Here is a 24,550-nt window from a genome sequence, read left to right on the forward strand (position 1 = left end):
TTCGCCGATGGTACCTGGCCTCCGGGCCCGGGAGAGTAGGGCGCCGCTGGATTCACGCCCCCCATGAGGTAAACCTCGTGGGGGGCTTTTTTTATGTACCGTTCCGCCTACGGCTCGCTCTCCCCGCAAAGGTGGCCATGCCCACGTAAGCGCTGAAGCGCCAAGTGGTCAAAGGTCGCCCCACGACTCGTCAGTACGAGTCGCTTGCGGCTCACAGCCCCATGAGGTAAACCTCGTGGGGGGCTTTTTTTATACCCGCTTGTCACTTTGCTCGCACGTGCTGTTGCCCTCGCTGTCGATTACGACCACCTGGGAACGGCTATAGCGGGGCGAACTTTTGGCATAGGAACATTGCTAACTGTAGTTCCCTTTACCTTCGGATTGGGAGTTTCCGATATTTTTGGCTCGTCAGAGCAAAGGGAAATGGGCAAACGCTATATGGAAAAGGCTGAACGGTACAAAATTGGCATCGCGCCGGCGATAAACCTGCGTGAACCCGACGGCGGCCTGCTGTTGCATGTCGGTTTTTAGGCGAATGTCTAGCCTCCAAATACTTTCGCCGCGTACTCATTCCTGCACAAAATTGCTATTCTTCTTTTTATGAAACCGACCATTTCCTTTGTGCTGCAGCTTTCGCCCTCCACGGCTTACGAGAATCTCGATGCGGTCGCACGCAACGTGCTCGACGGCATTGACGTGCTGCTGAACTCTGGAAATGTCAAGTGCTCTGTGTACATGGACGGCCCTACCATCGAGGCGCTGCGCAAGGTGGCGAAGCCTTTGATGTTTGGCAAAATCAAGAGCGGCATTCGCGAAGGCGTGCTCGAATTTTTGGGCGGCGGCTTTTACGACCCCATGCTCTCGTTTTTCCCCGAAGAACTGCAGTCCATGCAGTTGAACACGCACAAGAGCCTGCTCAACAAGTGTTTTGACGTGGAGCCGCAGGGCTTCTACAATTCCTCCCTGGTGTGGGAGATGGGGATGACCGCGGTTCTTGAACGGGCTGGATTTGACTACGCCCTGGTGAGCGAGGCCGCCATCCAAGACGCGCTGGGGCGTTCGACGCCCGTTTCGGGATGGTTCACCATCGAGGATAAGGCCTCCTTTGTGCGAATTGTCCCTGTGGCCGACACGCTCTCCAAGGCGATAGAGAATGACGACCTGAACTGGATGCACATTGCGGAACCGTATTGCCGTGGCGGCCGTTCGGCGGTTGTGCTTTTGAACTTGCCGCCCGACCCGAGCGAGATTGTACACTTCTTTGAACGTCTGGTGGACTTTGTCGAGACGAACGACGTGCAGACTTGGCCCGTGGGCTACGCGGTGAACCAGCTGAACTCCGAGGGTTCACTCAGCTACTTGATCTCGGCGGGGCATAAGCTGGGCCTCCCTTCGACGGCGCGCAGCTGCCGTGAGATGCTGATTCGCAGACCCGAGATCAACCTGCTGCAAAAATCGTTCTTGAGTCTGTACCGCCGCGCCAAGGTGGCGCTGGAACCCAAGAAGTTCAACGCCTTTTGCGAAAAACTGATGCCGGTGATGTCACCGATATTCTTTAGGGATCTGTGCAACAACGAGGGCATGCAGAGTTTGAACGTGCGCCAGTGGGCGTACCGTTACCTGGTCACGGCGGCCAAAGAACTGGACCGCCTTACCGACTTTGCGGGTTTCCGCTTTGATGTGTGCGACTTTTTGCTGCTCGGGCGCAAGGTGATTGTGCTCGAGAACCGCGATTTCTCGTGTCTGCTCGATTTTTATGCGGGCGGAATTTTGCGTTCCCTGTACTTTAAGCCGACTCCTCTCAACTTGCTCAACGCCTGGCGTGACGACGGTGAACCCACCGTGGCGTTCCTCGATTGCCTTTTGCCCAATGCTGACATGGGCGCGACCAAGATTGAGCAGTACTTGGCGGGCCGCGAGAACATGCTGGCCGAACCCTTCGATTACCAGATCAAGCGGGGCGACTCGGGTGCGGGCGTGGAACTTTTGGAAGAGCAGGGCTTTACCCTGGGCGAGAAGAAGGGTGTATTCCATGTTAAAAAGTCCTTTGAGTTCGACAGCTCCGAGGCGGCCATTAGCGCGAACTACAAGGTGATGAATTCCACCTATGTGGAATCCAAGTGCTATTTTGGGACGCTCTTTGAATTCGGCGTGCTCGAGAACAGCAACGGTATTGGCATTACGATTGACGGCGAAGCGGTCAAGTGGGACAAGAAGGCCCCGTTCGTTTACCCCGAGGCGACGACCCTCGCCATTAAGGACTATGCGCTGGGTTGTACCATCCACATGAAATTCGACAAGCCGGCGTCGCTCTTTATTGGCTCCATGTTCGGGGCTACGGCGTCGGCGGCTCCAGAGGTTTTCCAAGGTATTTGCGTGTACCCCTTCTGGCGCACGGCCTTGAAAGTGACCGAGGAACTTGAATTTAAGGTTAATTTGTCTGTAATAAAAAAGTGATGACCGATGAGTGCAGATTTGATTAACATCCAGGTGGAAGATTTTGGCAACGATGTCGAGATAACCCTCTCGGGTTCGCTTGGCGTTTTCCAGTTGCCCGCCGTCCGCGAAAAAATAGAGATGCTCACCGACGGCCCGGGCGTGTTTTTCTTTTTGAATGTGGAGCGCGCCCGCTTTAAGACCAACGAGTACCTGGATTTGTTCCTTGAGGTGCTGGACCGCGTGAAGGCGAAGAACTCGTCGCTCATTTTGGTTTTTAGCAACGAAGAGCAAAAGGAGTACTTTAGCAAGTACAAGAACATTTTCGAGATTTACGAGAGCCGTTCCGCTTACAAGGAATCCGGGCTCATGAAGCAGTTGAGCCAGGTGGGCGTTCACTACGGCAAAAAGACGGGACTCCGCTTGAGCCCGGCGGTCGCCATCGCGGTGATCGTGATGATTGTGGGCTGCGCCATTTCGCTCTTTATGATTATTGCGGCGCAAGGGCGCGACATTGCCGACAAGCAGGCGCAAATCATCGCGCTGCAAAGTCAAAAGGATCGCTACATTCGCGAAATCGATAAATTGGAATCGTCGATTGGCCCCTTGCGCAAGCTGGGCGTGGTGCAAGACACTTCGATGCTGAGTTCCTTTGGCGTCATTCAAGATTGGGTATCGTACTTGGAGTACCTGGAGAATACCCGTCGTGAAAAATAACCTGCAAATTTCCTCCTGGTTGACCATTGCTGTTTTTGCTGCGTTGACGCTTGCGATTGCGGCTTTTGTCGGCTATTGGCACATGCGCAACGGGGAACTGGGCGAACTCGCCAAGCAGGAGGCAGAACTCCGCGGGGACTTGGAGCAGCTGGACACCTGGGGCAAGTGGACCATCGATTACGTGAAAATAGACAAGGTGGTGGATCACCTCTCCAAGAACAGGTTGGATTCCGAGGCGCGCCGCAAACTCACCGAGCAGATTTGGCAAATTTCACGGTCGTATTCGCTGGACCCGCTCTTGATTTTGGCGGTGGTGGCGCAAGAGAGCCACGGCAATCCCAATGCGCGCGGCCGCATGAAGTCGGGCAAGGCGTCGGGAGCTTTGGGGCTTATGCAGATCAAGCTCGAGACTGCGCAAAAGATGGCGCAGCACTTTGGGCTCCGCGTCAACACCTCGGAGGACTTGCTCAAGCCCGAGATCAACGTGACCGTGGGGACTGCTTACCTGATTCGCCTCATTGGCAAGTACGGCAGCTGGAAGGACGCCTTGATCGCCTACAACCTGGGGCATTCGGCCGTCGACAGGATGCTCGAAAAGGGGCAAGCCTTGCCGACGCGTTACTATGAGCGCGTAATTTCAAAGTATTGGGATTTGGCGCACCTTTCTTTTTTGTAAATTTAGGTTGATGATTAGGAGTCTTCTTCCATTTTTGCTGGTCGCTTTGGCGTATGCGGGCGAGGTCCGCTACGACTGTGCGCATTTTGTGGAAGCGGGCTTGAACAATGACCCCGTTTTGGCGGAAACACGCTACGGGACTGACGCCAAAAAGAACAAGATCCGCGCTTTGAAGGCGGAGGCGATTTTGCCCACGTTCAATGTTTCGATGATGGTGGGGCCCGCCCCGGGCCTTCGCGACGAAATCGACAGCGAGGGCGACACGATGAGCGTCTACGACTTTTCGAAGATGGGCCCGTTTTGGGGTGTGCAGGCGAAGTTTGTGCAACCGCTGAACCTGGGGCAGTACCGCGCGGGCAAAAAGGCTTTGGAGGCGGACCTTCAGCAAAAGACTTACTCCATTGAGAACCAAGTCCACAAGAAGGACGTGGAGCTCCAGACGTACTACTACAATTACTTGCTCGCCAAGGAGATGCAAAAGCTCGCCGCCGCCGCCAAGGAGCAGGTCGACAAGGCCTACGACCAAATGGAGGAGGCGCTGGACGACGACGACCCCAACGTGAGCCAGATGGACTTTTTGAACCTGAAGGCGAAAATGCACACGGTCAAGGAGGGCGTCACCGAGGCTGACCTTGGCATGAAACGAGTGCAACTCGCCATCCGCTTTTCGCTGGGCTTGGACGACGGCGACGTGTTTGTCGCCGAGGACACTGTTTTGCAGCCGCGGCCGGAACCGCTCCCGCTTTTGGACGAGGTGCGCAACCTGACTCTGCAGAACCACCCCGAACTCAAGCAGCTGCAGGCTGGGCTTTTGGCGCGCCGCACGCAAATGGACCTTGCCGAGGCGAAGCTTGCGCCCGAGTTCTTTATTATGGGCGAGTTCGAGTACGTAAAGAGCTGGGCGGGCAACCGCAGCGTGATGCAGAAGGACGCCTTTGCCGAGGACGCCGTGAACAAGCTGGACGGCCTGATTGGCATTGGGCTCCGCTACCGCCTGAACTTTTGGAAGTACTGGGAAGATTTCCGCAGCGCCCGCACCGAGTATCGCGGGCTGCAGCTCAAGGACAAGTACGCCGCCGACGGCTTGATTGCCAAGGCCGAGGAACAATACTACCAGGTGGAGGCGGCGCGGGAGAAAATGGATGCCCTCAAGGAGAGCCTACGGGCTTCGGAAGCCATTTTGAAGGGTGCCGCCATGCAGTACGATTTGGACAAGTCCAAGACGGGGGCGCTGGTCTCGGCGTACACCCAGAACGTGACCCTGCAAAAGGATTATTACTTTGCCGTGTGCAACTACAACGTCCAGTTTGCAGAACTGATCGCCAAGATGGGAATGTCGCTGGCCGAGTTCCAATCCAAGTATGTAAAATAGGGAGAGTGCTATGCTTAAGAAGTTAATGATTGCTGTTGCCTGCGCGTCTTTGGTCGCCTTTGCCGCAGATGACCCTGTGGCCGCTATCAAAAAGAAGGACGCGGAACTGCAGGCGCTCATCAAGAAGTCGAGCCGCAACGCCAAGGAGACGGAGCGCGTGAAGTCGCTTTTGAACGATTCGTTCGACTTTGAACTGCTTGCGAAAAAGTCCCTCTCGTCTAGCGATTGGAAAGCCCAGGACGAGGCCTCGCAAAAGAAGTTCGTTGCCGAATTCCAGCGCATGGTGCGCAATTCCAGCGCCAAGCGCCTGGAACTCTACCGCGCCGATTCCACTGTTTACGAACCCGCCAAAATGAAGGGCGCCGACGAGGCCCGCGTGGTGGCGCACCTGTGGTACAAGGGCAAGGAGTCGGTGCTCGAATACAAGATGAGTGTGGTGAACGGCAACTGGAAGGCTTGGGACCTGGTGATTGACGACCTCTCGACGGCTCGCAATTACAAGGACCAGTTCGGCCAGATCCTCAAGACCAAGAGCTTTGCCGAACTCATCGACATCATTAGCAAAAAGGCTGACGAAGCCGAGAAGTAGATGGGTGGCGTCCTTTTTTGGCTGCTGGTCGTCGTCTGCGTTTTAGCGCTGGTGGTACTCTTTTTCCCCGTCCCGTTCAGGCTGGACTTTGAAGCGGGGGAGAAGGGCGCGCTGGCGCGTTTGTTTTTGTACAAAAAACTTTTGTGGACCGGCGAAAAGAAGTGGAAAAAGGAAGAGCCTGCCAAGGACGAGAAAAAAGAAGACTCCGTCAAGGATGTGAAAAAAGATGCGGACGCCGACGTGGACGACGATGACGACGTTGACGAGGCGTACATGCCGACGTATGTGGCCACAAAGCCGGTAGACTCTAACGGGAGGCAGCCCAAGGCCGGGACCTCAAAAAAACAAGAGCCCGTCAAAAAACAAGAGCCTACCGAACCCGCTAAGGAGAGCGCGCCGGAACCTGTGAAGAATGCACCGGATTCCGAGAAAAAAGCGCCGGAGCCCGCCTCTGCAAAAGAATCTGCGCCTGGGAAAAAGGAAAAGCGCAAGCTGACGGACGAGGAATTCTGGACTATCGTGTTGACGCCGGAACTGGATGCCCGCGCGTTCCGCTACCTGAAGGGGGCGCTGCTGCTTTTGGTGAAGACCTTGGGCCTGCAGTTTGTGGATTGCTATGTGGAGGGAATTCGCGCCGACTACCAGATCATGGGCTACGGGGCCGCGCTCAACGGCGTGCTCAAGGGATTCCCGTACCTCGGGGCGTGGGATTTTCGCATGGACTGGACGCACGAAAGGGAACTGCATGCGCAGGGGGCGATTCTCTCGCGCCTGAACCTGTGCCGCGTTCTGGTGCTCCTTTTGATGCTCGTTTATTATGTGGGTGTGCTGCTGTTCTTGTTTTGGCGGCGTCGCGCCCGTTACTTTAAGACGGGTGAAATGCCCGAGCTGGGGTACATCCGTAAAAAGATTCTCGGCTGGATTGTGGAGGAGTGATGCCCGCTTTGACTTTGGATCGTTTGCTTGCCTCCATTGGCTTTGGCAGCCGCAAGGAAGCCCGCGCCTTGGTGCGCATGGGCCTTGTGGAACTCGATGGCCAGGTGGTTGAGGACCCCTTTATGGAGTTTGCGGAACGCCCGGCGGCAATTACCGTGAACGGCGAGGAAGTGTCCACGGTCGAAAAACTGTACGTGATGCTCCACAAGCCCGAGGACGTGGAGTGCAGCCACAACGCCCGCGACCACCAGTCGGTTTTTTCGCTGCTGCCCGACCGTTTTACCGCCATGGGAATCCAGACGGTGGGCAGGCTCGACGCCGATTCCGAAGGAATCATTTTGCTGAGCAACCAGGGCGACTTTATCCACAAAATTGAGAGCCCCAAAAAGGGCGTGCTCAAGCGCTACCGCGTGACGCTCGCCCGCCCGTTTACCGAGGCGCAAAAGGCGGAACTTTTGAAGGGCGTGATGCTCAAGGACGAACGCCGCCCGGTGCTGGCGCGCGCCATCGAGGAGGAGGCGGGCTCCGTGGTGATTACCATTGGCGAGGGGCTGTACCACCAGGTGCGCCGCATGTTTGCCGCGGTGGGGAACCACGTGGAGACTCTCACGCGCATTTCGATTGGCAATTTGGAATTGGACCCGACGCTCGGCAAGGGCGGCTGGCGTTTTTTGACAGACGCAGAAGTTGCGTCTTTTTAATTGTTGATGTACTGAAGACTGTCCATAAAAAATACCCGGCATCCTCAGATGTCGGGCTGTTCTCTATCCAAAGTTTTGTTGCGGACTAGCGGGACTCGGTGTCGGTCGGGGCATCCACCACAACCGGTTCGCTCGCCTCGGTGTCGACTTCGGCGTCGGCAAGGATGGTGTCGAAGCCGTTGATCTTGTCCTTGATGTCGTTGCTGAACTTGAAGGTGGGCACCATGCGCTCTTCGATGAGGACGGTCTCGCCGGTGCGCGGATTGCGGGCCGGGCGGGCTTTGCGCGGCTTGCAGGCGAAGGTGCCGAAACCGCGGATTTCGATGGTGTTGCCGTCGATGAGTTTTTCGCCGACGAGGCCGAGGAACTGTTCGACGACGGTTTTAATATCGTTGCGCACAAATCCAGTGGACTTGGCGATTTCTTGAATAAGATACTGTTTTGTTATATTAGGCACAATAAAAACACTGGGTTAATATTTTTCTTGATGGCTTAAATATAAGTTTAACATAGAGTTAGAGTAGGGTTCTTTTTAAAATTAAATAAATTTTTCGGGCTCTCGCTGAGGACATTTTGTGGATAAATGTGGTTTGAATGTTGAAAAATGTTGAAAGTTTAAAAAACGGGCGTATTCCCAGGCGGGTAAAGTTCAAGTTACGCGACTTGGACGTGTTCCCCAACACCATATTAAGCCCGATGGACGGGGTGACCGACGCGCCCTTCCGCAGGCTGTGCCGGGTGCTCTCGGGCGACCGCATGGGGCTCCTGGTTTCGGAGTTCGTGCCCACGGACGGCGACGCGGCGTTCCGGGTAGAAGGGCATAAGCAGCTGAAGTTCTTCCCCGAAGAGCGGCCCTTTGGGGTGCAGATTTTCGGACGCTACCCCGACCGCATGGCGGCTGCGGCCAAAAAGATTGCCGAGGAACTGCATCCGGACTACATCGAGGTGAACGCGGGCTGCCCGGCGCCCAAGGTGGCGGGCAAGGGGAGCGGCTCGGGGCTGTTGCGGGACCTGCCGCGCCTGCAGGAGATTCTGCACGACGTGCGCGCGGCGCTGGACGCCTCGGCGACGGAGGGGCATGTGAACTTGCCCCTGACCCTCAAATGTCGCATTGGCTGGGACAGCGATAGCATCAACGTGATGGAGACTTTGAAAATCGCGGAGGGCGAGGGCGTGGAGATGCTCACGGTGCACGGACGCACCCGCCTGCAGGGCTACAATGGCCTCGCCGATTGGGACTGGATTGGGAAAGTCGCTGCAGCCGCGAAGATTCCCGTAATCGGGAACGGCGACGTGAACAGCGTGGAGGTCGCCCGCGAACGGATTGAAAACTACAGTGTGTCCGGCGTGTCCATTGGCCGCGGCGCCATGCACAACCCGTGGATATTCGGGCAGATCGCCGATGCTTGGGAAGGTAAGCCTGCGCGGGTGATGACGGCGACCGAGGCGCTGGACGTGTTCCCGCTTTACTACAGGTTCAAGATGGAGGACGGGGTGACCGAACTCGGGGCGCTCGGGAGGCTCAAACAGCTTGCCGCGAGGCTATGCAAGGGGTTCTCGGAGTCGGCGATGGATATTCGGCAGACATTGCTCAGGAGCGGTACTGCCGGGGAGTTTTTCGACAACCTGGAGTCTCTAAGGGAGGGCGTTGCCCGAGACCTCGTTTTTGAGCCGGAACGCCTGGTGAACTTGAACGGCGCCAAGGAAACTGAACTCAAGTTTGGCGACCAGTTTGCAGGCCGTTGAAAGCCACGTTGAATATATATTTACAGAGTGTTTTTTTTGAGGTATGCATGATTCGAGCCATTGAGTTAATTTCCCTCGCCATTTTGGCGGCTGCCACGGTGCCCGGCTTTGCGGCACAGAACGTAATCACGGTGGACGATACCCAGCCGGGCATCGTCATCAGCAAGGACCACATGATGGGTGCGGACCTGGCGATTTGGAACCCGCCCAGCCGTTATGACGACATGAAGGACGCCTTGGTGGACGGCGGCTACAACTTTTTCCGCTTCCCCAACGGGAGCCTGAGCAACGACTACCACTGGAACGGAATCGGCAAGTACGACGAGACGGGCGTGTGGGTGGCCGACGAGACCAAGTGGGCACGCGGATTTTTGGGCGAGACGATTTATCGCGGCACGACCAAGGATAACTGGGGCTTTGTGCGTCGTAGCCACCTATCGGACGGCGACTCCTCGACCATCTGGTGGGGCGAGATCCTTGACCCGGCGGACCCTCCCTGGGTGGTGATCGAGTTCCGCGAAAAAAAGGCGCTCGACTCCATCGCGATTGACTGGGGCAAGCTGCGCCCCAAGGCGTTTGAGCTCGCCTATTGGACCGAAGATTACGCGCCGTACCCCGGTGTGCACCAGAATCTGGAGAACAAACTGAAACCGGTGGGCACGGTGAAGGTCGCGGGCTCGACTTCCAAGTACAAGTTTGCGGACGTGAGGGCGCGCTACCTGGCGGTGCGTTTCAAGACGCAGGACTTGCCGAGCGCGGGCGTGCAGATTTCGGAGATGCGTTTATATGGCGAGGGTTCGGACCTGCTCTCGGGCAATGAATACAAGTTTTTTGCGATGTCCACCAGGAAGGGGGACCGCGCACGTACCGACTGGACCGACATCAAGTGGGATTTTGAGACTTTCATGGACTACATGAAGGCTTTCCCGAATTACGGCGCGACCGAGGGCGAGGCCGCGAAACTGGCGCCTCGCGCAGTGATTTGCGTGAACGCGGGCACGGGCAACGTAAAAGAGGCGGTCGCCTGGCTCCGTTATGCGAACAAAGTAAAAAAGTACAACATCAAGAACTGGCAGATTGGCAACGAACTGGACGGCGAGTGGGAAGAGTCCGGGCCCCTTTCGGCACGGCAATACGCGACCAGGTTCCTGGAATATGCCCGTGCCCTGAAGAGCGAGGACCCGACGATACTGATACACGGTCCGCTCTTCAGCACGCACAAGATGCGTGAGAAAGGGGCCGGCCTTTTGGATGGCAACTTCTGGATGGCGGAATTCTTGCGCATTGTGGGCGAGGCCGAGAAGAAGGACGGCAAACGCTACCTGGACGTTTTGGACATGCACACCTACCCGTACTGGGCGCCCGACAACCTGAACCCTGCGGATATGCTCAAGGCGAGTCTGGACGTGGGCCACAACCTCGATACGCTCGATAGCTGGATGAAGCAGTACCTGGAAGGCGAACGCCGCATATTCCTCTCGGAGTTCAGTACCTCGGTGCAGGGAAGCCAGTGGTGGATGGACTACCCGCAGGCGGCGGGAGTCGCGAACATCTTTGCGCAATACGCGGTGCGCTTTGGAAACCGCCTGCAGGTGCTCCCCTGGGACGCCTTCGGCAGCATTTTCAAGGGCCCGGACGAAACCTGGGGCACCATCAGCATGACGGCGCTTTTGAAGGAGGGCTCGTGGAACCGCTGGAAGAGCTTGGAGCCCACCGCCGAGTACTTTGGCGTGTACATGATGTTCAAGCGCTTTTTGGAGGATGGCTTTGCCGTGGTGCCCGCGGCCTCGACTACTGAGAACGTGAAGGCGTACGCCATTAGCAAGGGCGACAGCGCCCGCGTGCTTTTGGTGAACATGACCGATGCGCCGCAGGTGGTGCAGGTGGACCGCAAGAGCGGCGCCAACGATTTGGTGCGTACCGAGGTGGACGTGTTTGGCGCGGACCAGTTCAAGTGGCAGGGCGACCAGAAGGACGCGTTTCCGTACCCCAAGATGGGCCCGAGCGGGCGCCGTATTAACCCGTCCAAGTCCCGCGACGTGACCGTGCCCGCCTTTGGCGTTGCCGTGGTGCAAATCAACCCGCGTGCCGCGGCTGTTGCGGAACCGCAGGTGGTTGCCGCTGCCCTCGAAAAGAAGGTGCTTTTGGTGGGCGACACCCTGGACATCTTTATGACGGCGACCCAGGAGAACGGGCAGTTGACCGGCGGTATGCTGCAAATCCCCGACTGGGGCAAGGCCGGCGGCACCTTCACCAAGTACATCACTCCCGATGACGGCCTTTGGAACGCCTCCATTGAGAGTTTCCATGTGAAGGTGGCCGTACCCGAGGGCACTCGCCTTGCCGCGCGCGAGGCGAAGGTGACGCTCTCCGCTATGGGCAAGAAGTCGATTACGTACAAAATGCCGTTCCGCGTGCGCGGCAAGTACCGCACCACAAGTGTCATGGAGAACTTTGACAACGGCACCGATGCCGTAAGCTGGTTCCCCGTGGTGAACGGCGACAACGCGACGAGCATGGACGGCAAGGTGTTTAACGGGAACCCTCCACTGGGCGGCTATATGCGCCACAATTTTGTGATTGAACAGCCTGAGGGTCAGGGCTGGCCCAACTACAGCGGCGCCTACTACGTGCTGCCCGAGGCGGTCAAGAAGTCGGTGGGCATCGTGTTCGATTACGCGACCTCGCACAACAATCCCGATGGCTACGTGGAACTGCAGATCATGAGCGAGCAGGTCAAGGACTACGACGAGTTTATGGTGCGGCTCAAGAACACACACGGCAACTGGGTACGCGACACCCTCATTTGGGAGAACATGTCGCAAGAGGGCTGGGGCAAGACTATCCCGCAGCTCGACCCCACGCAAATCAAGAACTTCGCCTTCCGCGGCCGTTATAGCGGCAAGGGGTTCATCAGCCTCGACAACATCTACCTGCTGCAGGAAGAAGGCGAAGAGGTTAAGATGCCGACGGGTTTAAGAAGGCTCCGGTAAAGGCAGCTCAGGCCTATTTAGGCAGGGATGCTTGTAGGCATTCGCTCTCGCAACGACGACTCGTTAATACGAGTCGTCTTATGGTTACGGGCTTGCGCCGGATTTTATTCCTTGACGCAGCGGATGCTGCAGGACATGGCTTTGCGGCTGGTCTTTGCCAAGAAACCCTCCTTGTTTTGGCGGGTCAGCATAAAGAATGTCGGGTTGCCGTCATTGTCCTCTTCTGCTGTGCAGAACTGCGTGCTCTCGGTGATGTTGCTGAAGTTGCCGTTGGCGTTGCGGCTTCCGGCGGGGTACGCGTTAAAGCCGATGAGGTCCTTGCCATGGGGATCCAGGGAACCCTGAATCCAACCGCTGGTGGAACCGAAAATCTTGAAATCTGGTTCCTTGGGGTACCAGGACCTGCCGAAGGCGGCGGTGTTCTCCCATTCGGTGAGCGTGGGGAGGCGCCAGCCCTCGGGGCAAATGTCCTTTTTTAGCTTGATGTTGTCTTCCCTGCGGTAAAGGCGGCCGTAGGTTTCGCAGTCTACGGTGGTGTCGGCATAGCACCAGCTGGAATCCGTTTTGAAGCGCAGGTTATGGGACATCCAGATGAGGCTGTCGATGCCGATGGTCATGTAGGTGGAACTGTCACGGGCGTCGATGAAGGAGTCCACGATCATGGAGTCGGCAGAAAGTTTCCAGGAGAATCCGTTGCAGTAGTACAGGGAGTAGTTGACCTGGGCGTAGCCTTCGTTGCCCTTTTTGCAGATTCTGCCGATGGTGCGCTCCAGTTCGCCTGCGTTGTTGAGCTCCCCTCCGGTGCAGAAGTACCACTTGGTCGTGTCGATGGAGCCGCGTACCAGGGTGTCGCTTGTGCCGCACTGGGTAACTTGACGTTCCTGTTCCAGAAGGCTGAGCTCGCGGGTGGTGTCCCGCGTGGCGTTGCTGTCGCAGAACTGGATTGTTCCCGAGTCGGGCAATACCGTGAGGATGACGTTTTTGCTGTTGCAGAGTTTTTCTTCTTTGAGCGCCGTTTCTATTACATAGATGAAAGACCAAACGTTGACGATCCTTGTTGTGTCGCGGACGGGGTTGCAGTAGTAGTAACCCTGCGGAGTGCTCTTGATTTCATTCTTGTTGCTGGTGACGCAAGGTCCCTTGGCTGTGTCAGGATCAAAAAAATCTACCCAGCCGCCGTAGAGGGAGTCGTAAATGTAGTAGGAAGTTTTGAGGTAGTCGCCTTTGCGGATCTCGCCGTCATGGCCGGGTTCCCAGCCCACGGTGTCATTGTAAGAAAGGGGCATTTCGAGCCACCCTGAATCTTGAGAGCAGTAAAGGTGCTGGTTTTTGATGGCTCCGTAGGGCAACTCGTTCTTTTTGATTTCGCCTATGTTGTCTTTGCCACAGGGACCCAGTTTGAATGCGTCGCCAAAAAAATCGATGCTCTTTTCGAAGCAACCATTTTTGATTTGCATGTCGTTCAATTCGCGGTGGCGCAATGCGGTCATGGCTTTAACGGAGTCGTTTTTCCATTCGCCCTCTTTGGTGAACGTGGAGTCGTGCCAAGTGCCGGTGTAGTTAAAGTAACATTCAAAGAAATCCGCAAATTCCTTGGAATTTACCTTGTCTTTGAGGAGGTAGGCCTTTTGGATGCTCTCCCGGGTCAATGCCAGTGCGGAGTCGTAAGGGACACCTTTTTTAAGGTTCTGGATTAACAGTTCGCCCTCGATGGTGGTCAACTGCGAAGGCATAATGGGCTGCTTATCCAGGTTGGCGACTATGGTTACGAAGGGGATGACGCTGGACGTGTAACCATCGCCATAGTAGGTGCTTTGGACCTTCCCGGAGATTTTGATGAAAGCGTAGGGCGAGCGGAGCTTGATTCCCTCAAAGAGGAACGTGGAGTCGGTTTCTTTTTTTTCGGTGAACTCCCTCCCAGTCAAGTCGAACGATTCGTCCAGCTCGTACAGGATGGCGGTTTCGTCTTTGAATTTTAGACGTTGGATGGCGATGGCAACGTCGTATGTCTTGTATTCTGCTTTGGAGGTGTCCTTGCTGGAATCCGCCGTGGAATCTTCGCTGACGGGGCCCTCGATGCGGTCGGTGGATATGGTGTCGTTGCTGCAGGCGCTAAGGGCGATGGCGCCGGCGAAAGAGGCCGCCATGAGGCTTGCGAAAGCGTTTGTGCATTTTGAATTTTTCATTTTTACCCCCTAGTCCTTTACGCATCGGATGGCCGCCTTGACCTTGGGCGAACTGTACTTGATGTTTGTCATTTCGGCGTCCTTCAGGGTCATGTACTTGAACGAGAAACCTGAGGTGTCGGACTCCGTGGTCCACAGGTAGGCTATGCCTTCGTTGGCGGAATACCTGTTGTCTTTGCCGACGACGCCCGTCCCGTCCAGAGACAGGTTGAAGTCGTCGTTGTTGTAATTCTTGTCGAACGGGTCGTAGTTCCAGTGCGATTTCCCGCGGAGGCTTGCCCCAACGGTGTTAGACACCTTGTACTTTTGGGCGAAAACAAATAGGGTGTCCCACTCTGCCATCGAGGGGATGTGGTAGCCTTCGGGGCAAATCCCGTGCACCTTTTCGGAATCGCTCGGGGCTCTCCAGCCGGAATCGGTGGCCACGTTCATGGCGGCGTTCCAGTTGTAGAGGGTGCCGGGGCTTTCGAGTTGCAAAATGGGGTCGCTGTTGGTAGAGAAAATGTTGCCCTTGAGGTTCGGATAGGCGGCGCTGTCGCCAAAGTCCAGGTTCTGGGCCATCCAGCGCTGGTTTCCGATGCCGGTGGTGCGGTAGACCTTGCCGTCGCGTTCGTCTATGAGGGCGTTGGCTGCGGAGTCGCCCGAGGTGAACTTCCAGGAGCCCGCATCGCAAACGAACAGGGTGTAGCCCATCTTGATGGTGTCCTTGGGCGAGGCCTTGGTGCAGGGCTTGTCTAGTGCCGTTTCCCTGACAGTGAACTGGCGGGCGGTATCGCCTTCGCAAACAAACTTGGTGGTGGGGCTGGATTCGCCGGTAAAGACTTCTCCGTCCTTGGTGCATGTAGCCCGCTTTGCCTCGCATTCGTCTTTGGTCAGTTCGAGCCAACCACTTCTCTCGCACTGGTAGCACATTTTACCGCTAAAGCGGACTTCGCCGATGTTCTTGTCTACACAGGCGCTCTTGAGCCCGACGTCCACCTGCTGGGCCTTGTGCCACTCATCGTTCTTGTAGAAATAATAGGTGTCTTTGCAGTTCTCGCTCTTGAGCAGTTGCGTAGGGTCTGCCGGGGCCTCGTTTAAGAACGTGGCGAAGTCCACATTGGAGCAGATTTCTTCGTGAGCCCACCCTGTGGAATCGCAACGGAAAAACTGCTTGTTCCCGTAGATGGGCGAACAGGCGGATTCCTTGTACTTGCCCCGGTTGTCGCTATCGCAGGTGCCCAGGTTCAGCTTGACCTTCCAGAGTGAGTCCAAAAAGTCCTTCGCCTTTTTGAGCTTCACCTGGTAGCCCCATTTTTTTGAGTATTCAGAGAGCTTGAAACAGTCGCGGTCGGTGGCTTCGCGGTATGCCCAGTTCCACATGGTGTAGAGACTGGAAAGAACGATGGTGTCTTTGGTAAAGGCTCCGCTGTAGGGCTTGTCGCCCTCGTTTAGAGAACCAAGTGGGGTGAACAGGACTTCAGCGGCCAGCAGGTAGTAGTTGTTCTCGTTGGAGTCGGCGAAGTTCATGCTTTCGAAGTCCTCCTGGAGTTCTTCCATCAGCAAAATTTCCTTGAGTTCCTTTGCCGCCTGGGCGCGGGCTTCCTTGAAGGACATGCCTTTTTCCATGAGGAACTTGGCCCGGATGGTTTGCATGTCGGTAAAACTGCTGGTGTTGAGGGCGTTCGTTATGCGGAGGTCCAATATGGTAAAGCTAGAGGACTTGGGGTAATCCCACTCGTTGCATACAGACATCATGGAGCCAGAGACTTCGACGCTCACCATGGGGGACTCGAACTTGGCGTCTTCGATGGTGAAGGTTCCTTGGTCGTCCAGAATGTTGGTTTTGTAGACCGTTCCTGTTTGCTTGAGGGCGCTGTCGAGTTCGCGGACAACGACCTCGGTCCCAACTTTGTAGTGCCCTGCGCTAATGTGGCCACGATAGGTGACGGCGACGCCGGCTTCCCAGTCGGAGGCGCTTGTGGAGGAGGTGTCGGAGGCAGAGTCGGAGGGGGTGTTCTCGGTGGAGTCTGCGGGAGTGTCCGGGGCTTCGACGATTTCCACCGTTTCGGTGCTGTTGGAATCACTACAGGCGGCAAGCCCCAAAACGAGGACGGTACCAGTCAATAAAAAAATATTTCTTGTCATGGTTTTCATGACAAGAAATATAACATATAAACGAAATTATCGCTTGTCGCGATCGATCCAGGGTCTTGCCGTCTGGCCTACGTAAATCTGGCGCGGACGGTTAATCTTGGAATTCGGGTCGTCGTGCATTTCCTTCCAGTGGGCGATCCAGCCGGGGAGGCGTCCGATGGCGAACATCACGGTAAGCATGTTCGTCGGGATGCCCATGGCGCGGTAGAGGATGCCCGAGTAGAAGTCCACGTTCGGGTAAAGCTTGCGCGCGATGAAGTAGTCGTCCTTCAGGGCAGCTTCTTCGAGCTTGATGGCGATATCCAGGAGCGGGTCGTGCACGTGTTCGCGCTCGAACACCTGGTACATGAGTTTCTTGAGCACCTTGGCGCGCGGGTCGTAGCTCTTGTACACGCGGTGGCCAAAACCGGAAAGGCGGAACGGGTCCTTCTTGTCCTTGGCCTTGTCCATCACCTGCTCGATGGTCATGCCGCTCTGCTGGATGCGCAGGAGCGTTTCGAGCACGGCCTGGTTCGCACCGCCGTGGAGCGGGCCCCACAGGGCGCAAATGCCGGCACAGATACTCGCGTAGAGGTTTGCCTGCGAGCTGCCCACCATACGCACGGTCGACGTGGAGCAGTTTTGCTCGTGGTCGGCATGCACAATCAGGAGCGTGTTGAGCGCACGTTCCATGATCGGGTCCGGGTGGTAGGGGCGGGCCTTGCTGCTGAACATCATGTTGAGGAAGTTGCTGCAGTAGCTGCGTTCGGCTTCGGGGTACACGAACGGTTCGCCGATGCTTGCCTTGTAGGCGAAGGCGGCGATGGTGCGGATCTTGGAAATCAGGCCCGCGGTCGTGAGTTCGAAGGCGCTCGCGATGTTTTCGTCGTCGTAGAAGCGCGGGGTAAAGAGGCCCACGGCGTTCACGATGGAACTGAGGATGCCCATCGGGTGCGCACTCGGCGGCATCTCGCGGAAGAAGTGCAGCAGGTTCTCGTGCAAAAGCGCATTCTCGGTAAGGAGCGTGCGGAAGTGGCCGAGTTGTTCCTGCGTGGGGAGTTCTCCGTAAATCAGGAGCCATGCGGTCTCGGGGAAGGTGGCCTTCTCGGCAAGATCTTCGATGGAGTAGCCGCGGTAGCGGAGGATGCCCTTTTCGCCGTCAACAAACGTAATGGCGCTCTTGGTGCTGCCCGTGTTCAGGTAGCCGTAATCCAGCGTGACAAGCCCGGAATCCTTGCGCAGCGTGCTGATGTCGAGGCCGTGTTCGCCCTCGGAACCTTCCACCACGGGGAGTTCGTAGCTCTTGCCATTATAGTTCAGTGTTGCCTTTTCGGACATTTATCCTCCGGAGGGGCGGGTTTCAACCGCCAATTATTTCATCTTCAAAATGCAATTATAAATATTTTCGAACAGCTTGCCGAGCTTTTCGGTCGGGACGGCGCTGAAAGCGATGCGGATAAGGCCCGAAAGCATGATGGTGCCCGTGCTGTAGTCCTTGATGAGCTTCTGGCGGAGTTCCTCGGCATCCACGCCCTTCGGCTTGATGCACATAAAGTAACCGCTGTTGCACGGCATGGCCTCGAAGGCTTCCTTGTATTCCGGGTGGCTAGCGAGCTCTTCCTTGATGATGTCGTAGCGTTTCTTGAGGGTCGCGTACTTCTCGGCCTTCTGGTCCACGTATTCGGGGCTCTGGTAGGCGGCGAGCAGGATCTTCTGGCTGATGCTCGGGGCGTTAGAGATGTTGCCGCGGACCGTACCGGCGGCCTTGTCCTCGAGGGCCTTGAGCTGGGCTTCGGTGGCGCCCTTGAAACCGAAGGTCATGAACCCGACGCGGAAGCCCCACACGTAGTCTTCCTTGGTGGGGCCGTCGAGCTTGACGGCGAGCAGGTTCTCGTTGGCTTCGAGCAGCTTCACGAACAGGGATTCCTTGGTCACGCCATCTTCGTAGACGAGTCCGAAGTAGGCGTCGTCGAGCAGGGCCACGACCTTGTTGCCCGCGGCAGCGCAGTCGGTGAGGATCTTCGCGATTTCGACCGCTTCCTTCTCGGTGGCGGTGTAGCCGGTCGGGTTGTTCGGGAAGTTCAGGAGAACGACCTTCTTCTGGCTCTTGCTTTCGGCGAGGGCTGCCTTGAGGGCTTCGGTATCGAACCCGCCGTCCTTGAAGGTGTTGAACGTCTTGATTTTCGCGCCGCAGCTGTTCACGAACACGAGCTCGTAGTTGTCCCAGTAGAGGTCCGGGATGATGACTTCGTCACCCGGGTCGAGGAAGAGGTAGCCTGCGCAGCTGATGGCGTGGGTCAAAGCACAGGTCACGACCGGGTTGCTGAACTGCTTGCCCTCTAGGCTCGGGTTCTTGCGGACAATCTGTTCCTTCCAGGCCTTGCGGAGGTCGGGGTTGCCGAAACTCGGGGCGTACAGGAACGCCTGCTTGGGGAGGTTCAGGCTCTTGAGCACGCAGTCGAGCACGAGCGGGCTCCCGTCGTCTTCGAGGGCGGTGCCGATAGTCGCGTTGATTTCGGAGCCCTTGGCTTCGGCGCCCTGGCCCAGAATGCCCTTGCGCGGGAAGAAGATTGCCTTGCCCCTTTCGGAGAGCATGGAGAGAACATTGCAGCCGTTTGCGGAGAGTTCCGCGTTTGCCTGTTCGGCGAGAGGATTGTAGCTCATGACCTTGGTCCTGTTAAAAATTCCGCGCGCAAATTTAGTTTTTTTAGGAGGAGTTTTCAAGTTTTCATTTTCTGTAACAAGAATGCTGGATGCGCCATGTTAAAAAAGACTTTTTTTCACTAGAAAGCAAGCCAAAATGCCCGCTATAATTGTATTTTTCTGTGCGGTACCGAACGATACCTTTAAAAATGCACAATTGCACAAAAAGGTGAATATATGCTTGATTTGAACACTGTCGATTGGAAGACGCTCCCCTTCGGTTATTACGATACCGATTACAATGTCCGCTGCTACTATCGCGATGGCAAGTGGGGCAAGGTTGAACTTTCTTCTTCCAAGGACATCAGCATCCACATGGCCGCCACCTGCTTGCATTACGGCCAGGAAGGTTTCGAAGGCCTCAAGGCTTACACGGGTAAGGACGGCAAGGTCCGTATCTTCCGCGTCGACGAGAATGCCAAGCGCATGCAGAACACCGCGAATCGCGTGCTCATGGCTGTTCCGCCGGTCGAACTGTTCCGCGAGATGGTCCACACCGTGGTGAAGGCCAACGCCCGCTTTATTCCGCCGTACGGTCACGGAGCAACGCTCTACATCCGCCCGCTCCTCATCGGTACGAGCCCGGAAGTCGGCGTGAAGCCTTCCGACGAATACCTGCTGTTGATGTTCGTGACTCCGGTGGGTCCGTACTTCAAGGACGGTTTCAAGCCCGTGGATATGATGATCAGCCGCAACTTCGACCGCGCCGCTCCGCAGGGTACGGGTACGGTGAAGGTCGGCGGTAACTACGCTGCCAGCTTGCTTTCCCTCGCAGAAGCCAAGAAGCTCGGCTACTCCAGCACCATCTACCTGGACGCGAAGGAAAAGAAGTACATCGACGAATGCGGTCCGGCAAACTTCTTCGGCATCAAGGGCAAGACCTACGTGACCCCGAAGTCCGAATCCATTCTGCCGTCGATTACGAACAAGAGTTTGCAGCAGCTTGCTGAATACCTCGGCTACACCGTGGAACGCCGCCAGGTTCCGTTCGAAGAACTCGCTGAATTCTCCGAAACCGCCGAATGCGGTACCGCCGCCGTGATCACCCCGATCAAGAAGATTGTGGATCCGGTTGCCGGCAAGGAATTCACCTACGGTGACGGCAAGAATCCGGGCCCGGTCTGCACGGAACTCTTCACGAAGTACACTGCTATCCAGTTCGGCGAAGCGGAAGACCCGTTCGGCTGGACTGAAGTGGTTGATGTTTAGTGTCATCCTGAGCGCAGGCGCATTGCGCCGAAGTCGAAGGATCTAAAACTGTATAAAAATTCCCGCGGAGAAATCTGCGGGATTTTTTGTTTTGGAAATTAGTCCTGCATGCCACGGATGATGTCGCGGAGGCGTGCCGCTTCCTCGAAGTCGAGGCGTGCGGCGGCTTCTTTCATCTGACGTTCAAGATCTTCGATCTTGGCTTGCGTGGAATTGGATTGCGGGTCTGGATTCTTCGACTTCGCACTACGTGCTCCGCTCAGAATGACACTGTCCGCGCGCTTGGAGTAGCGGGAACCCTTCTTCTTCGTTTTGCTGCTCGGCTGCAGCGGTTCCATCGGGCGGATCCCCGTGTCATCGTAGTCGTCCTCGATGGCGTCGGGTTTTTTGTCGCCCTTCCACAAATCGGCGAGCGGGTCGTTGATGACGAGGTCGTCTTCGAGTTTGCGGGTCACGGACTTGGGCGTGATGCCGTGTTCCTTATTGAATTCTTCCTGAACAGCCCTTCGGCGGGCAGTTTCGGTGATGGCCTTGTCGAGGCTGTCGGTCATGTTGTCGGCGAAGAGCAAAACGGTGCCGTTCACGTTGCGGCTCGCGCGCCCCATTGTCTGGATGAGGCTGCGATAGTTGCGGAGGAAACCTTCCTTGTCGGCATCGAGAATCGCGACCATGCTCACTTCGGGCAGGTCCAGGCCTTCGCGCAGCAGGTTGATGCCCACGAGCACGTCGAATTCTCCGGTGCGGAGCCCCTTGATGAGCTCGTGGCGTTCCAGCGTCTTGATATCGCTGTGCAAATACTTCGCGCGGACGCCCGCCTCGACGAAATAATCGGTGAGGTCCTGCGCCATCTTTTTGGTGAGCGTCGTGACGAGCACGCGGTCGCCCGCCTTGACCACCTCTTCGATGCGGTAGAGCAGCACGTCCATTTGCCCCTTGATGGGGAACATCTCGATTTTCGGGTCCAGGAGTCCGGTGGGACGGTTAATTTGTTCGGTAACGACACCGCCCGTCTTTTCGAGTTCGTAGTCGCCCGGCGTGGCGCTTACAAAGAGCACCTGCTTTGGGTACATGTACTCGAATTCAGCGAAGTTCATGGGGCGGTTGTCGAGTGCGCACGGAAGGCGGAACCCGTACTGCACTAGGGAAGTTTTGCGGCTCTTGTCGCCCTCGGCCATGCCGCCCACCTGCGGGATGCTCACGTGCGATTCGTCCACCATCAGCATCCAGTCGTCACCGAAGTAGTCAATAAGCGTGAACGGGCGCGTGCCCGGGGCGCGGTCCTCAATAATGCGGGAGTAGTTCTCGATGCCGCTGCATATGCCCGTTTCGCGGAGCATTTCCATGTCATAGCGGGTGCGGCTGCTGAGGCGCGCCGATTCCAGCACCTTGCCTTCCTTGTCGAGTTCTGCGAGGCGCTCGGTCAGCTCCATCTGCATGCGCTGCAAGATGCCCGCGCGGCCTTCTTCCTTCGTCACGAAGTGCTTTGCGGGGGCGATGGTCATTTCGTCGAGTTCCTTTGTCACTTCGCCCGTGATGATGTTGAAGCGACAGAGCCTGTCGATTTCGTCGCCAAAGAGCTCGATGCGGAGGCCCTCTTCGTCGTAGCTCGGGTGGATTTCGATTACGTCGCCGTGGCAGCGGAAGGAGCCGCGCTCGAGCGAGTAGTCGTTGCGCGTGTACTGGATGCGCACCAAGTCGTGCAAAATGCGGTCGCGGTCCCAGGTTTCGCCCTTCTTTAAGCGGACCATCAAGTCAAAGTATTCGGATGGGCTGCCGAGGCCGTAAATGCAGCTCACGGATGCCACGATAATTACGTCGCGGCGGGTCAAAAGGTTCGCGGTGGCACGCAGGCGGAGCTTGTCGATTTCGTCGTTGATGCTCGCGTCTTTTTCGATGTACGTGTCGGTATGCACGATGTAGGCTTCGGGCTGGTAGTAGTCATAATAGCTCACGAAGTATTCCACCGCGTTGTGCGGGAAAAACGCCTTGAATTCCTGGTAGAGCTGTGCCGCAAGTGTCTTGTTGTGGGTCAAAATCAGTGTCGGCTTGCCCACGTTCTTGATGACGTTTGCCATCGTGAAAGTCTTGCCGGAACCAGTGACGCCAAGCAGCGTCTGGAACTGTTCACCGCGCTTAAAACCCTCGGTCAATTCCTCGATGGCCTTGGGCTGGTCGCCCGCCGCACCGTAAGGCGACACCAGATCGAATTCCGCACGTGTGGGTGACTGGAACTGCTTTAAGTGACCGGGGAGGCTTTTCTCTGGCGGCAAAACCTTTGCTATCGGTTTCGCATACGGGTCCGGTGTAATAGTCTTGCGTGCGCGTGCCATGCCTACAATTTAGCAAAAGGCAAAAAGGTACGGGCCGCCTTAGCGTATGCTCAGGCTTTCGCTTACGCTGATTTTTTCTTTGCCCAAAAGGCGGTAGAGTTTGCAGCGGAAAAGCGGGATGGCGGCGATGACCACGGCTGTGACAATGGGAATGACCGTGTAGGCGATGCCCGGCTTGTTGAACACGTCGCGCACCAAAAGCCGCATCACGAGCAATGCCCACCAGTGTACGGCGAGGATGACGAGGGCGTTCCTTGAGATGTTGCGTAAGATGCCCTTGAAAAAGAAGTCGGGGATGCGCGCAAACACGAGGAAAAGTGAAAGTAGACCCGCAATGCCGAGGGCGGAACTGCTCACGAAACCCCAAAAACTTTTGCCAAGGTCGTTGTTCATGATGCTGAAGTTGGGGTTGGGCGATTCCACAAGGGCGTAAAGCAAAAACGCTACAATGCCAGTGCCGAGCGTCGCGAAGGTTTTTGCCTTGGACGGGGATTCGCCGGCTTTTTTGATGGCGCCCTTGCTGGCGAAACCGGCGGCGAAAAAGCCGAGCGTGGTGAAGCCGCGTTCGATGCCGAGGGGGAGGCGGATGTGGTTTTGGTAGAGCGTCCAGCCGATGACGAGACTTGCCGCAGCGCCCAGGACGATTGCCCATGTTTTGCCGCGACACAGTTTTTGCAGTCCGAAAAATGCGATACTGATGGAGTAGAGCGTGAACACGAACCATAGCGGGCCCGAGCCAATAGAGGACTTGCCCGCCACAAAGATCTTCGCGAGATTCCAGCCAATGTAGCTGCCCACGTTCTCGATGACGGGCCGCGTGTTCATGATGACCATCTTGGGGGCGCGCGCGTAGAGGTCGAACAGGTATACGACCGGATCCAGTGCTAAAAACAAAAGCGAAAGCAGAATGTAGGGGAAAAGGAGGACCCGTGATTTGTGGACAAAGTAACTCTTGAAATCGGGGAAGCGTCGCGTGCTAAAGAGGACTCCCGAGATAAAGAAGAACGCCGACATGCGTAGCGCGCTCAGGTGCTCCATGCCGAGGGTCGCCTGCGGGAACCCCTGCTCCACGTGGTAGAGGCACACGAGCAAAAGCACGAATCCCTTGAATTCGTCAATCCACGAAATGCGCATGGGCTAGAACCACATTTTTTCGTTGCCGATGGTGGTCGACGGGCCGTGACCGGGGAAAACGACCGTTTTTTCGGGGAGGGAGAACAGTTTTTTTTGGATTCCGGAGACGAGGTCCTCTTCGTTGCCGCCAAAGAGGTCGGTCCTGCCGCGGCCGCCGTTAAAGAGAATGTCGCCCGAGAATAGGACTGGGGGCATTTTTTTCGCGGAACCTGGCGCACTAGCCTCTTCGGGGTGGTCGCAGTAAAGGGCGATGCCCCCCGGTGAGTGCCCCGGGATGTGCAAAACCTGCAGTTGGACACCCGTTATTTCGACGGTGTCGCCCTCGGCGAGGTAGCCGCCCAGCGGGCCTGCGGGCTCTTCGACGGGGAGGCCGAACATGTCGCTTTGTTCCTCTTGCAGGTCCAGCAAAAAGGCGTCGTCTTCGTGGGCTTCTGCCTTGACGCCAAAAACGCGCTCCGCAAAGGCGTTGCCCAGCACGTGATCCAGGTGCAGGTGGGTGTTCACCACGTGGCAAACCTTGAGGTTGTTGCCGTCGATGTAGCTTTTGAGGGCGTCGCGCTCGCGAGCGTTCGAGACGCTGGGGTCAATCAAAATGGCCTCTTTTTTGCTGTTGCTGAGCACGTAACAGTTGACGCCAAAGGGGTTTACGGTGATTTGCTGGATTTCCATCGCCACAAAATATACTTAAACCCTTTTATAACTGTATA

At 56.6% G+C, this 24,550-nt stretch carries 19 protein-coding genes; 11 read left to right on the forward strand and 8 right to left on the reverse strand.

Annotated features, from left to right (window positions below):
* Positions 1-267: 267 nt before the first annotated feature.
* From BUB55_RS14050 to BUB55_RS11425, 8 genes are all read left to right on the forward strand, one after another.
* Positions 268-531: a hypothetical protein gene (locus BUB55_RS14050; protein WP_143153035.1), complete on the forward strand. Its 264-nt coding sequence runs from the start codon at positions 268-270 to the stop codon at positions 529-531.
* 69 nt (positions 532-600) lie between these two features.
* Positions 601-2,457 (forward strand): polysaccharide deacetylase family protein, encoded by a 1,857-nt coding sequence (locus BUB55_RS11395; protein ID WP_073191491.1) that lies wholly within the window; start codon positions 601-603, stop codon positions 2,455-2,457.
* Positions 2,458-2,463: 6 nt separating this feature from the next.
* The gene (locus BUB55_RS11400; RefSeq protein ID WP_073191494.1) at positions 2,464-3,153 is read left to right on the forward strand and encodes an STAS domain-containing protein; all 690 of its coding nucleotides are present in this window, start codon (positions 2,464-2,466) and stop codon (positions 3,151-3,153) included.
* Between the two features lie 19 nt (positions 3,154-3,172).
* Positions 3,173-3,829: a lytic transglycosylase domain-containing protein gene (locus BUB55_RS11405; RefSeq protein WP_073191497.1), complete on the forward strand. Its 657-nt coding sequence runs from the start codon at positions 3,173-3,175 to the stop codon at positions 3,827-3,829.
* Between the two features lie 10 nt (positions 3,830-3,839).
* Entirely contained in the window at positions 3,840-5,201 is a 1,362-nt protein-coding gene (locus BUB55_RS11410) for a TolC family protein (protein ID WP_073191500.1), read from the forward strand.
* A gap of 10 nt (positions 5,202-5,211) precedes the next feature.
* The gene (locus BUB55_RS11415) at positions 5,212-5,790 is read left to right on the forward strand and encodes an MlaC/ttg2D family ABC transporter substrate-binding protein (protein WP_073191503.1); all 579 of its coding nucleotides are present in this window, start codon (positions 5,212-5,214) and stop codon (positions 5,788-5,790) included.
* The gene (locus BUB55_RS11420; protein WP_073191506.1) at positions 5,791-6,726 is read left to right on the forward strand and encodes a hypothetical protein; all 936 of its coding nucleotides are present in this window, start codon (positions 5,791-5,793) and stop codon (positions 6,724-6,726) included. It abuts the gene before it with no gap.
* Positions 6,726-7,427 (forward strand): pseudouridine synthase, encoded by a 702-nt coding sequence (locus tag BUB55_RS11425; RefSeq protein ID WP_083596997.1) that lies wholly within the window; start codon positions 6,726-6,728, stop codon positions 7,425-7,427. The genes BUB55_RS11420 and BUB55_RS11425 overlap by 1 nt, the downstream gene beginning before the upstream one ends.
* Positions 7,428-7,512: 85 nt before the next feature.
* Here the strand turns inward: BUB55_RS11425 and BUB55_RS11430 are convergent, their stop codons facing one another.
* The gene (locus tag BUB55_RS11430) at positions 7,513-7,884 is read right to left on the reverse strand and encodes an HU family DNA-binding protein (RefSeq protein ID WP_073191509.1); all 372 of its coding nucleotides are present in this window, start codon (positions 7,882-7,884) and stop codon (positions 7,513-7,515) included.
* Between the two features lie 137 nt (positions 7,885-8,021).
* On the opposite strand from BUB55_RS11430, the gene BUB55_RS11435 reads away from it, so the two are divergent.
* Both BUB55_RS11435 and BUB55_RS11440 read left to right on the forward strand, forming a co-directional pair.
* Positions 8,022-9,173, forward strand: a complete 1,152-nt coding sequence (locus BUB55_RS11435; protein WP_073191512.1) for a tRNA dihydrouridine synthase — start codon at positions 8,022-8,024, stop codon at positions 9,171-9,173.
* Between the two features lie 47 nt (positions 9,174-9,220).
* Complete coding sequence (locus tag BUB55_RS11440; RefSeq protein ID WP_073191516.1) at positions 9,221-12,166, forward strand: glycoside hydrolase family 44 protein; 2,946 nt, start codon at positions 9,221-9,223, stop codon at positions 12,164-12,166.
* Positions 12,167-12,270: 104 nt separating this feature from the next.
* Here BUB55_RS11440 and BUB55_RS11445 read toward each other — a convergent pair whose 3' ends face one another.
* The 4 genes from BUB55_RS11445 to BUB55_RS11460 are packed head-to-tail and all read right to left on the reverse strand — an operon-like array spanning position 12,271 to position 19,131.
* Positions 12,271-14,352, reverse strand: coding sequence for an FISUMP domain-containing protein (locus BUB55_RS11445; RefSeq protein ID WP_083596998.1), 2,082 nt, complete (start codon positions 14,350-14,352; stop codon positions 12,271-12,273).
* A 9-nt stretch (positions 14,353-14,361) separates the two neighbouring features.
* Positions 14,362-16,458 (reverse strand): FISUMP domain-containing protein, encoded by a 2,097-nt coding sequence (locus BUB55_RS11450; RefSeq protein ID WP_073191522.1) that lies wholly within the window; start codon positions 16,456-16,458, stop codon positions 14,362-14,364.
* Between the two features lie 57 nt (positions 16,459-16,515).
* Complete coding sequence (locus tag BUB55_RS11455) at positions 16,516-17,805, reverse strand: citrate synthase (RefSeq protein WP_073191526.1); 1,290 nt, start codon at positions 17,803-17,805, stop codon at positions 16,516-16,518.
* A gap of 33 nt (positions 17,806-17,838) precedes the next feature.
* Positions 17,839-19,131, reverse strand: coding sequence for an aminotransferase class I/II-fold pyridoxal phosphate-dependent enzyme (locus tag BUB55_RS11460; RefSeq protein WP_073191529.1), 1,293 nt, complete (start codon positions 19,129-19,131; stop codon positions 17,839-17,841).
* 225 nt (positions 19,132-19,356) lie between these two features.
* Here BUB55_RS11460 and BUB55_RS11465 point away from each other — a divergent pair, with 225 nt between their 5' ends.
* A complete protein-coding gene (locus BUB55_RS11465; RefSeq protein ID WP_088638563.1) occupies positions 19,357-20,379 on the forward strand; it encodes a branched-chain amino acid aminotransferase in 1,023 nt (340 codons plus the stop codon).
* A gap of 98 nt (positions 20,380-20,477) precedes the next feature.
* On the opposite strand, the gene uvrB is transcribed toward BUB55_RS11465, so the two are convergent.
* The 3 genes from uvrB to BUB55_RS11480 are packed head-to-tail and all read right to left on the reverse strand — an operon-like array spanning position 20,478 to position 24,512.
* Complete coding sequence (gene uvrB / locus BUB55_RS11470) at positions 20,478-22,709, reverse strand: excinuclease ABC subunit UvrB (RefSeq protein ID WP_073191533.1); 2,232 nt, start codon at positions 22,707-22,709, stop codon at positions 20,478-20,480.
* Positions 22,710-22,748: 39 nt separating this feature from the next.
* Entirely contained in the window at positions 22,749-23,843 is a 1,095-nt protein-coding gene (locus BUB55_RS11475; RefSeq protein ID WP_073191536.1) for an acyltransferase family protein, read from the reverse strand.
* Positions 23,844-23,846: 3 nt separating this feature from the next.
* Entirely contained in the window at positions 23,847-24,512 is a 666-nt protein-coding gene (locus BUB55_RS11480) for an MBL fold metallo-hydrolase (RefSeq protein WP_073191539.1), read from the reverse strand.
* Between the last annotated feature and the right edge of the window lie 38 nt (positions 24,513-24,550).

Origin of the sequence: Fibrobacter sp. UWP2, from assembly GCF_900141705.1 — a bacterium.
Taxonomy (GTDB): Bacteria; Fibrobacterota; Fibrobacteria; order Fibrobacterales; family Fibrobacteraceae; genus Fibrobacter.

Coding starts and splice junctions, on each gene's coding strand:
- BUB55_RS11410 (WP_073191500.1), top strand. CDS start 3,840: ATGATTAGGAGTCTTCTTCCATTTTTGCTGGTCGCTTTGGCGTATGCG.
- BUB55_RS11480 (WP_073191539.1), bottom strand. CDS start 24,512: ATGGAAATCCAGCAAATCACCGTAAACCCCTTTGGCGTCAACTGTTAC.
- BUB55_RS11425 (WP_083596997.1), top strand. CDS start 6,726: ATGCCCGCTTTGACTTTGGATCGTTTGCTTGCCTCCATTGGCTTTGGC.
- uvrB (WP_073191533.1), bottom strand. CDS start 22,709: ATGGCACGCGCACGCAAGACTATTACACCGGACCCGTATGCGAAACCG.
- BUB55_RS11455 (WP_073191526.1), bottom strand. CDS start 17,805: ATGTCCGAAAAGGCAACACTGAACTATAATGGCAAGAGCTACGAACTC.
- BUB55_RS11435 (WP_073191512.1), top strand. CDS start 8,022: ATGTTGAAAAATGTTGAAAGTTTAAAAAACGGGCGTATTCCCAGGCGG.
- BUB55_RS11460 (WP_073191529.1), bottom strand. CDS start 19,131: ATGAGCTACAATCCTCTCGCCGAACAGGCAAACGCGGAACTCTCCGCA.
- BUB55_RS11475 (WP_073191536.1), bottom strand. CDS start 23,843: ATGCGCATTTCGTGGATTGACGAATTCAAGGGATTCGTGCTTTTGCTC.
- BUB55_RS11445 (WP_083596998.1), bottom strand. CDS start 14,352: ATGAAAAATTCAAAATGCACAAACGCTTTCGCAAGCCTCATGGCGGCC.
- BUB55_RS11415 (WP_073191503.1), top strand. CDS start 5,212: ATGCTTAAGAAGTTAATGATTGCTGTTGCCTGCGCGTCTTTGGTCGCC.
- BUB55_RS11400 (WP_073191494.1), top strand. CDS start 2,464: ATGAGTGCAGATTTGATTAACATCCAGGTGGAAGATTTTGGCAACGAT.
- BUB55_RS11440 (WP_073191516.1), top strand. CDS start 9,221: ATGATTCGAGCCATTGAGTTAATTTCCCTCGCCATTTTGGCGGCTGCC.
- BUB55_RS11395 (WP_073191491.1), top strand. CDS start 601: ATGAAACCGACCATTTCCTTTGTGCTGCAGCTTTCGCCCTCCACGGCT.
- BUB55_RS11420 (WP_073191506.1), top strand. CDS start 5,791: ATGGGTGGCGTCCTTTTTTGGCTGCTGGTCGTCGTCTGCGTTTTAGCG.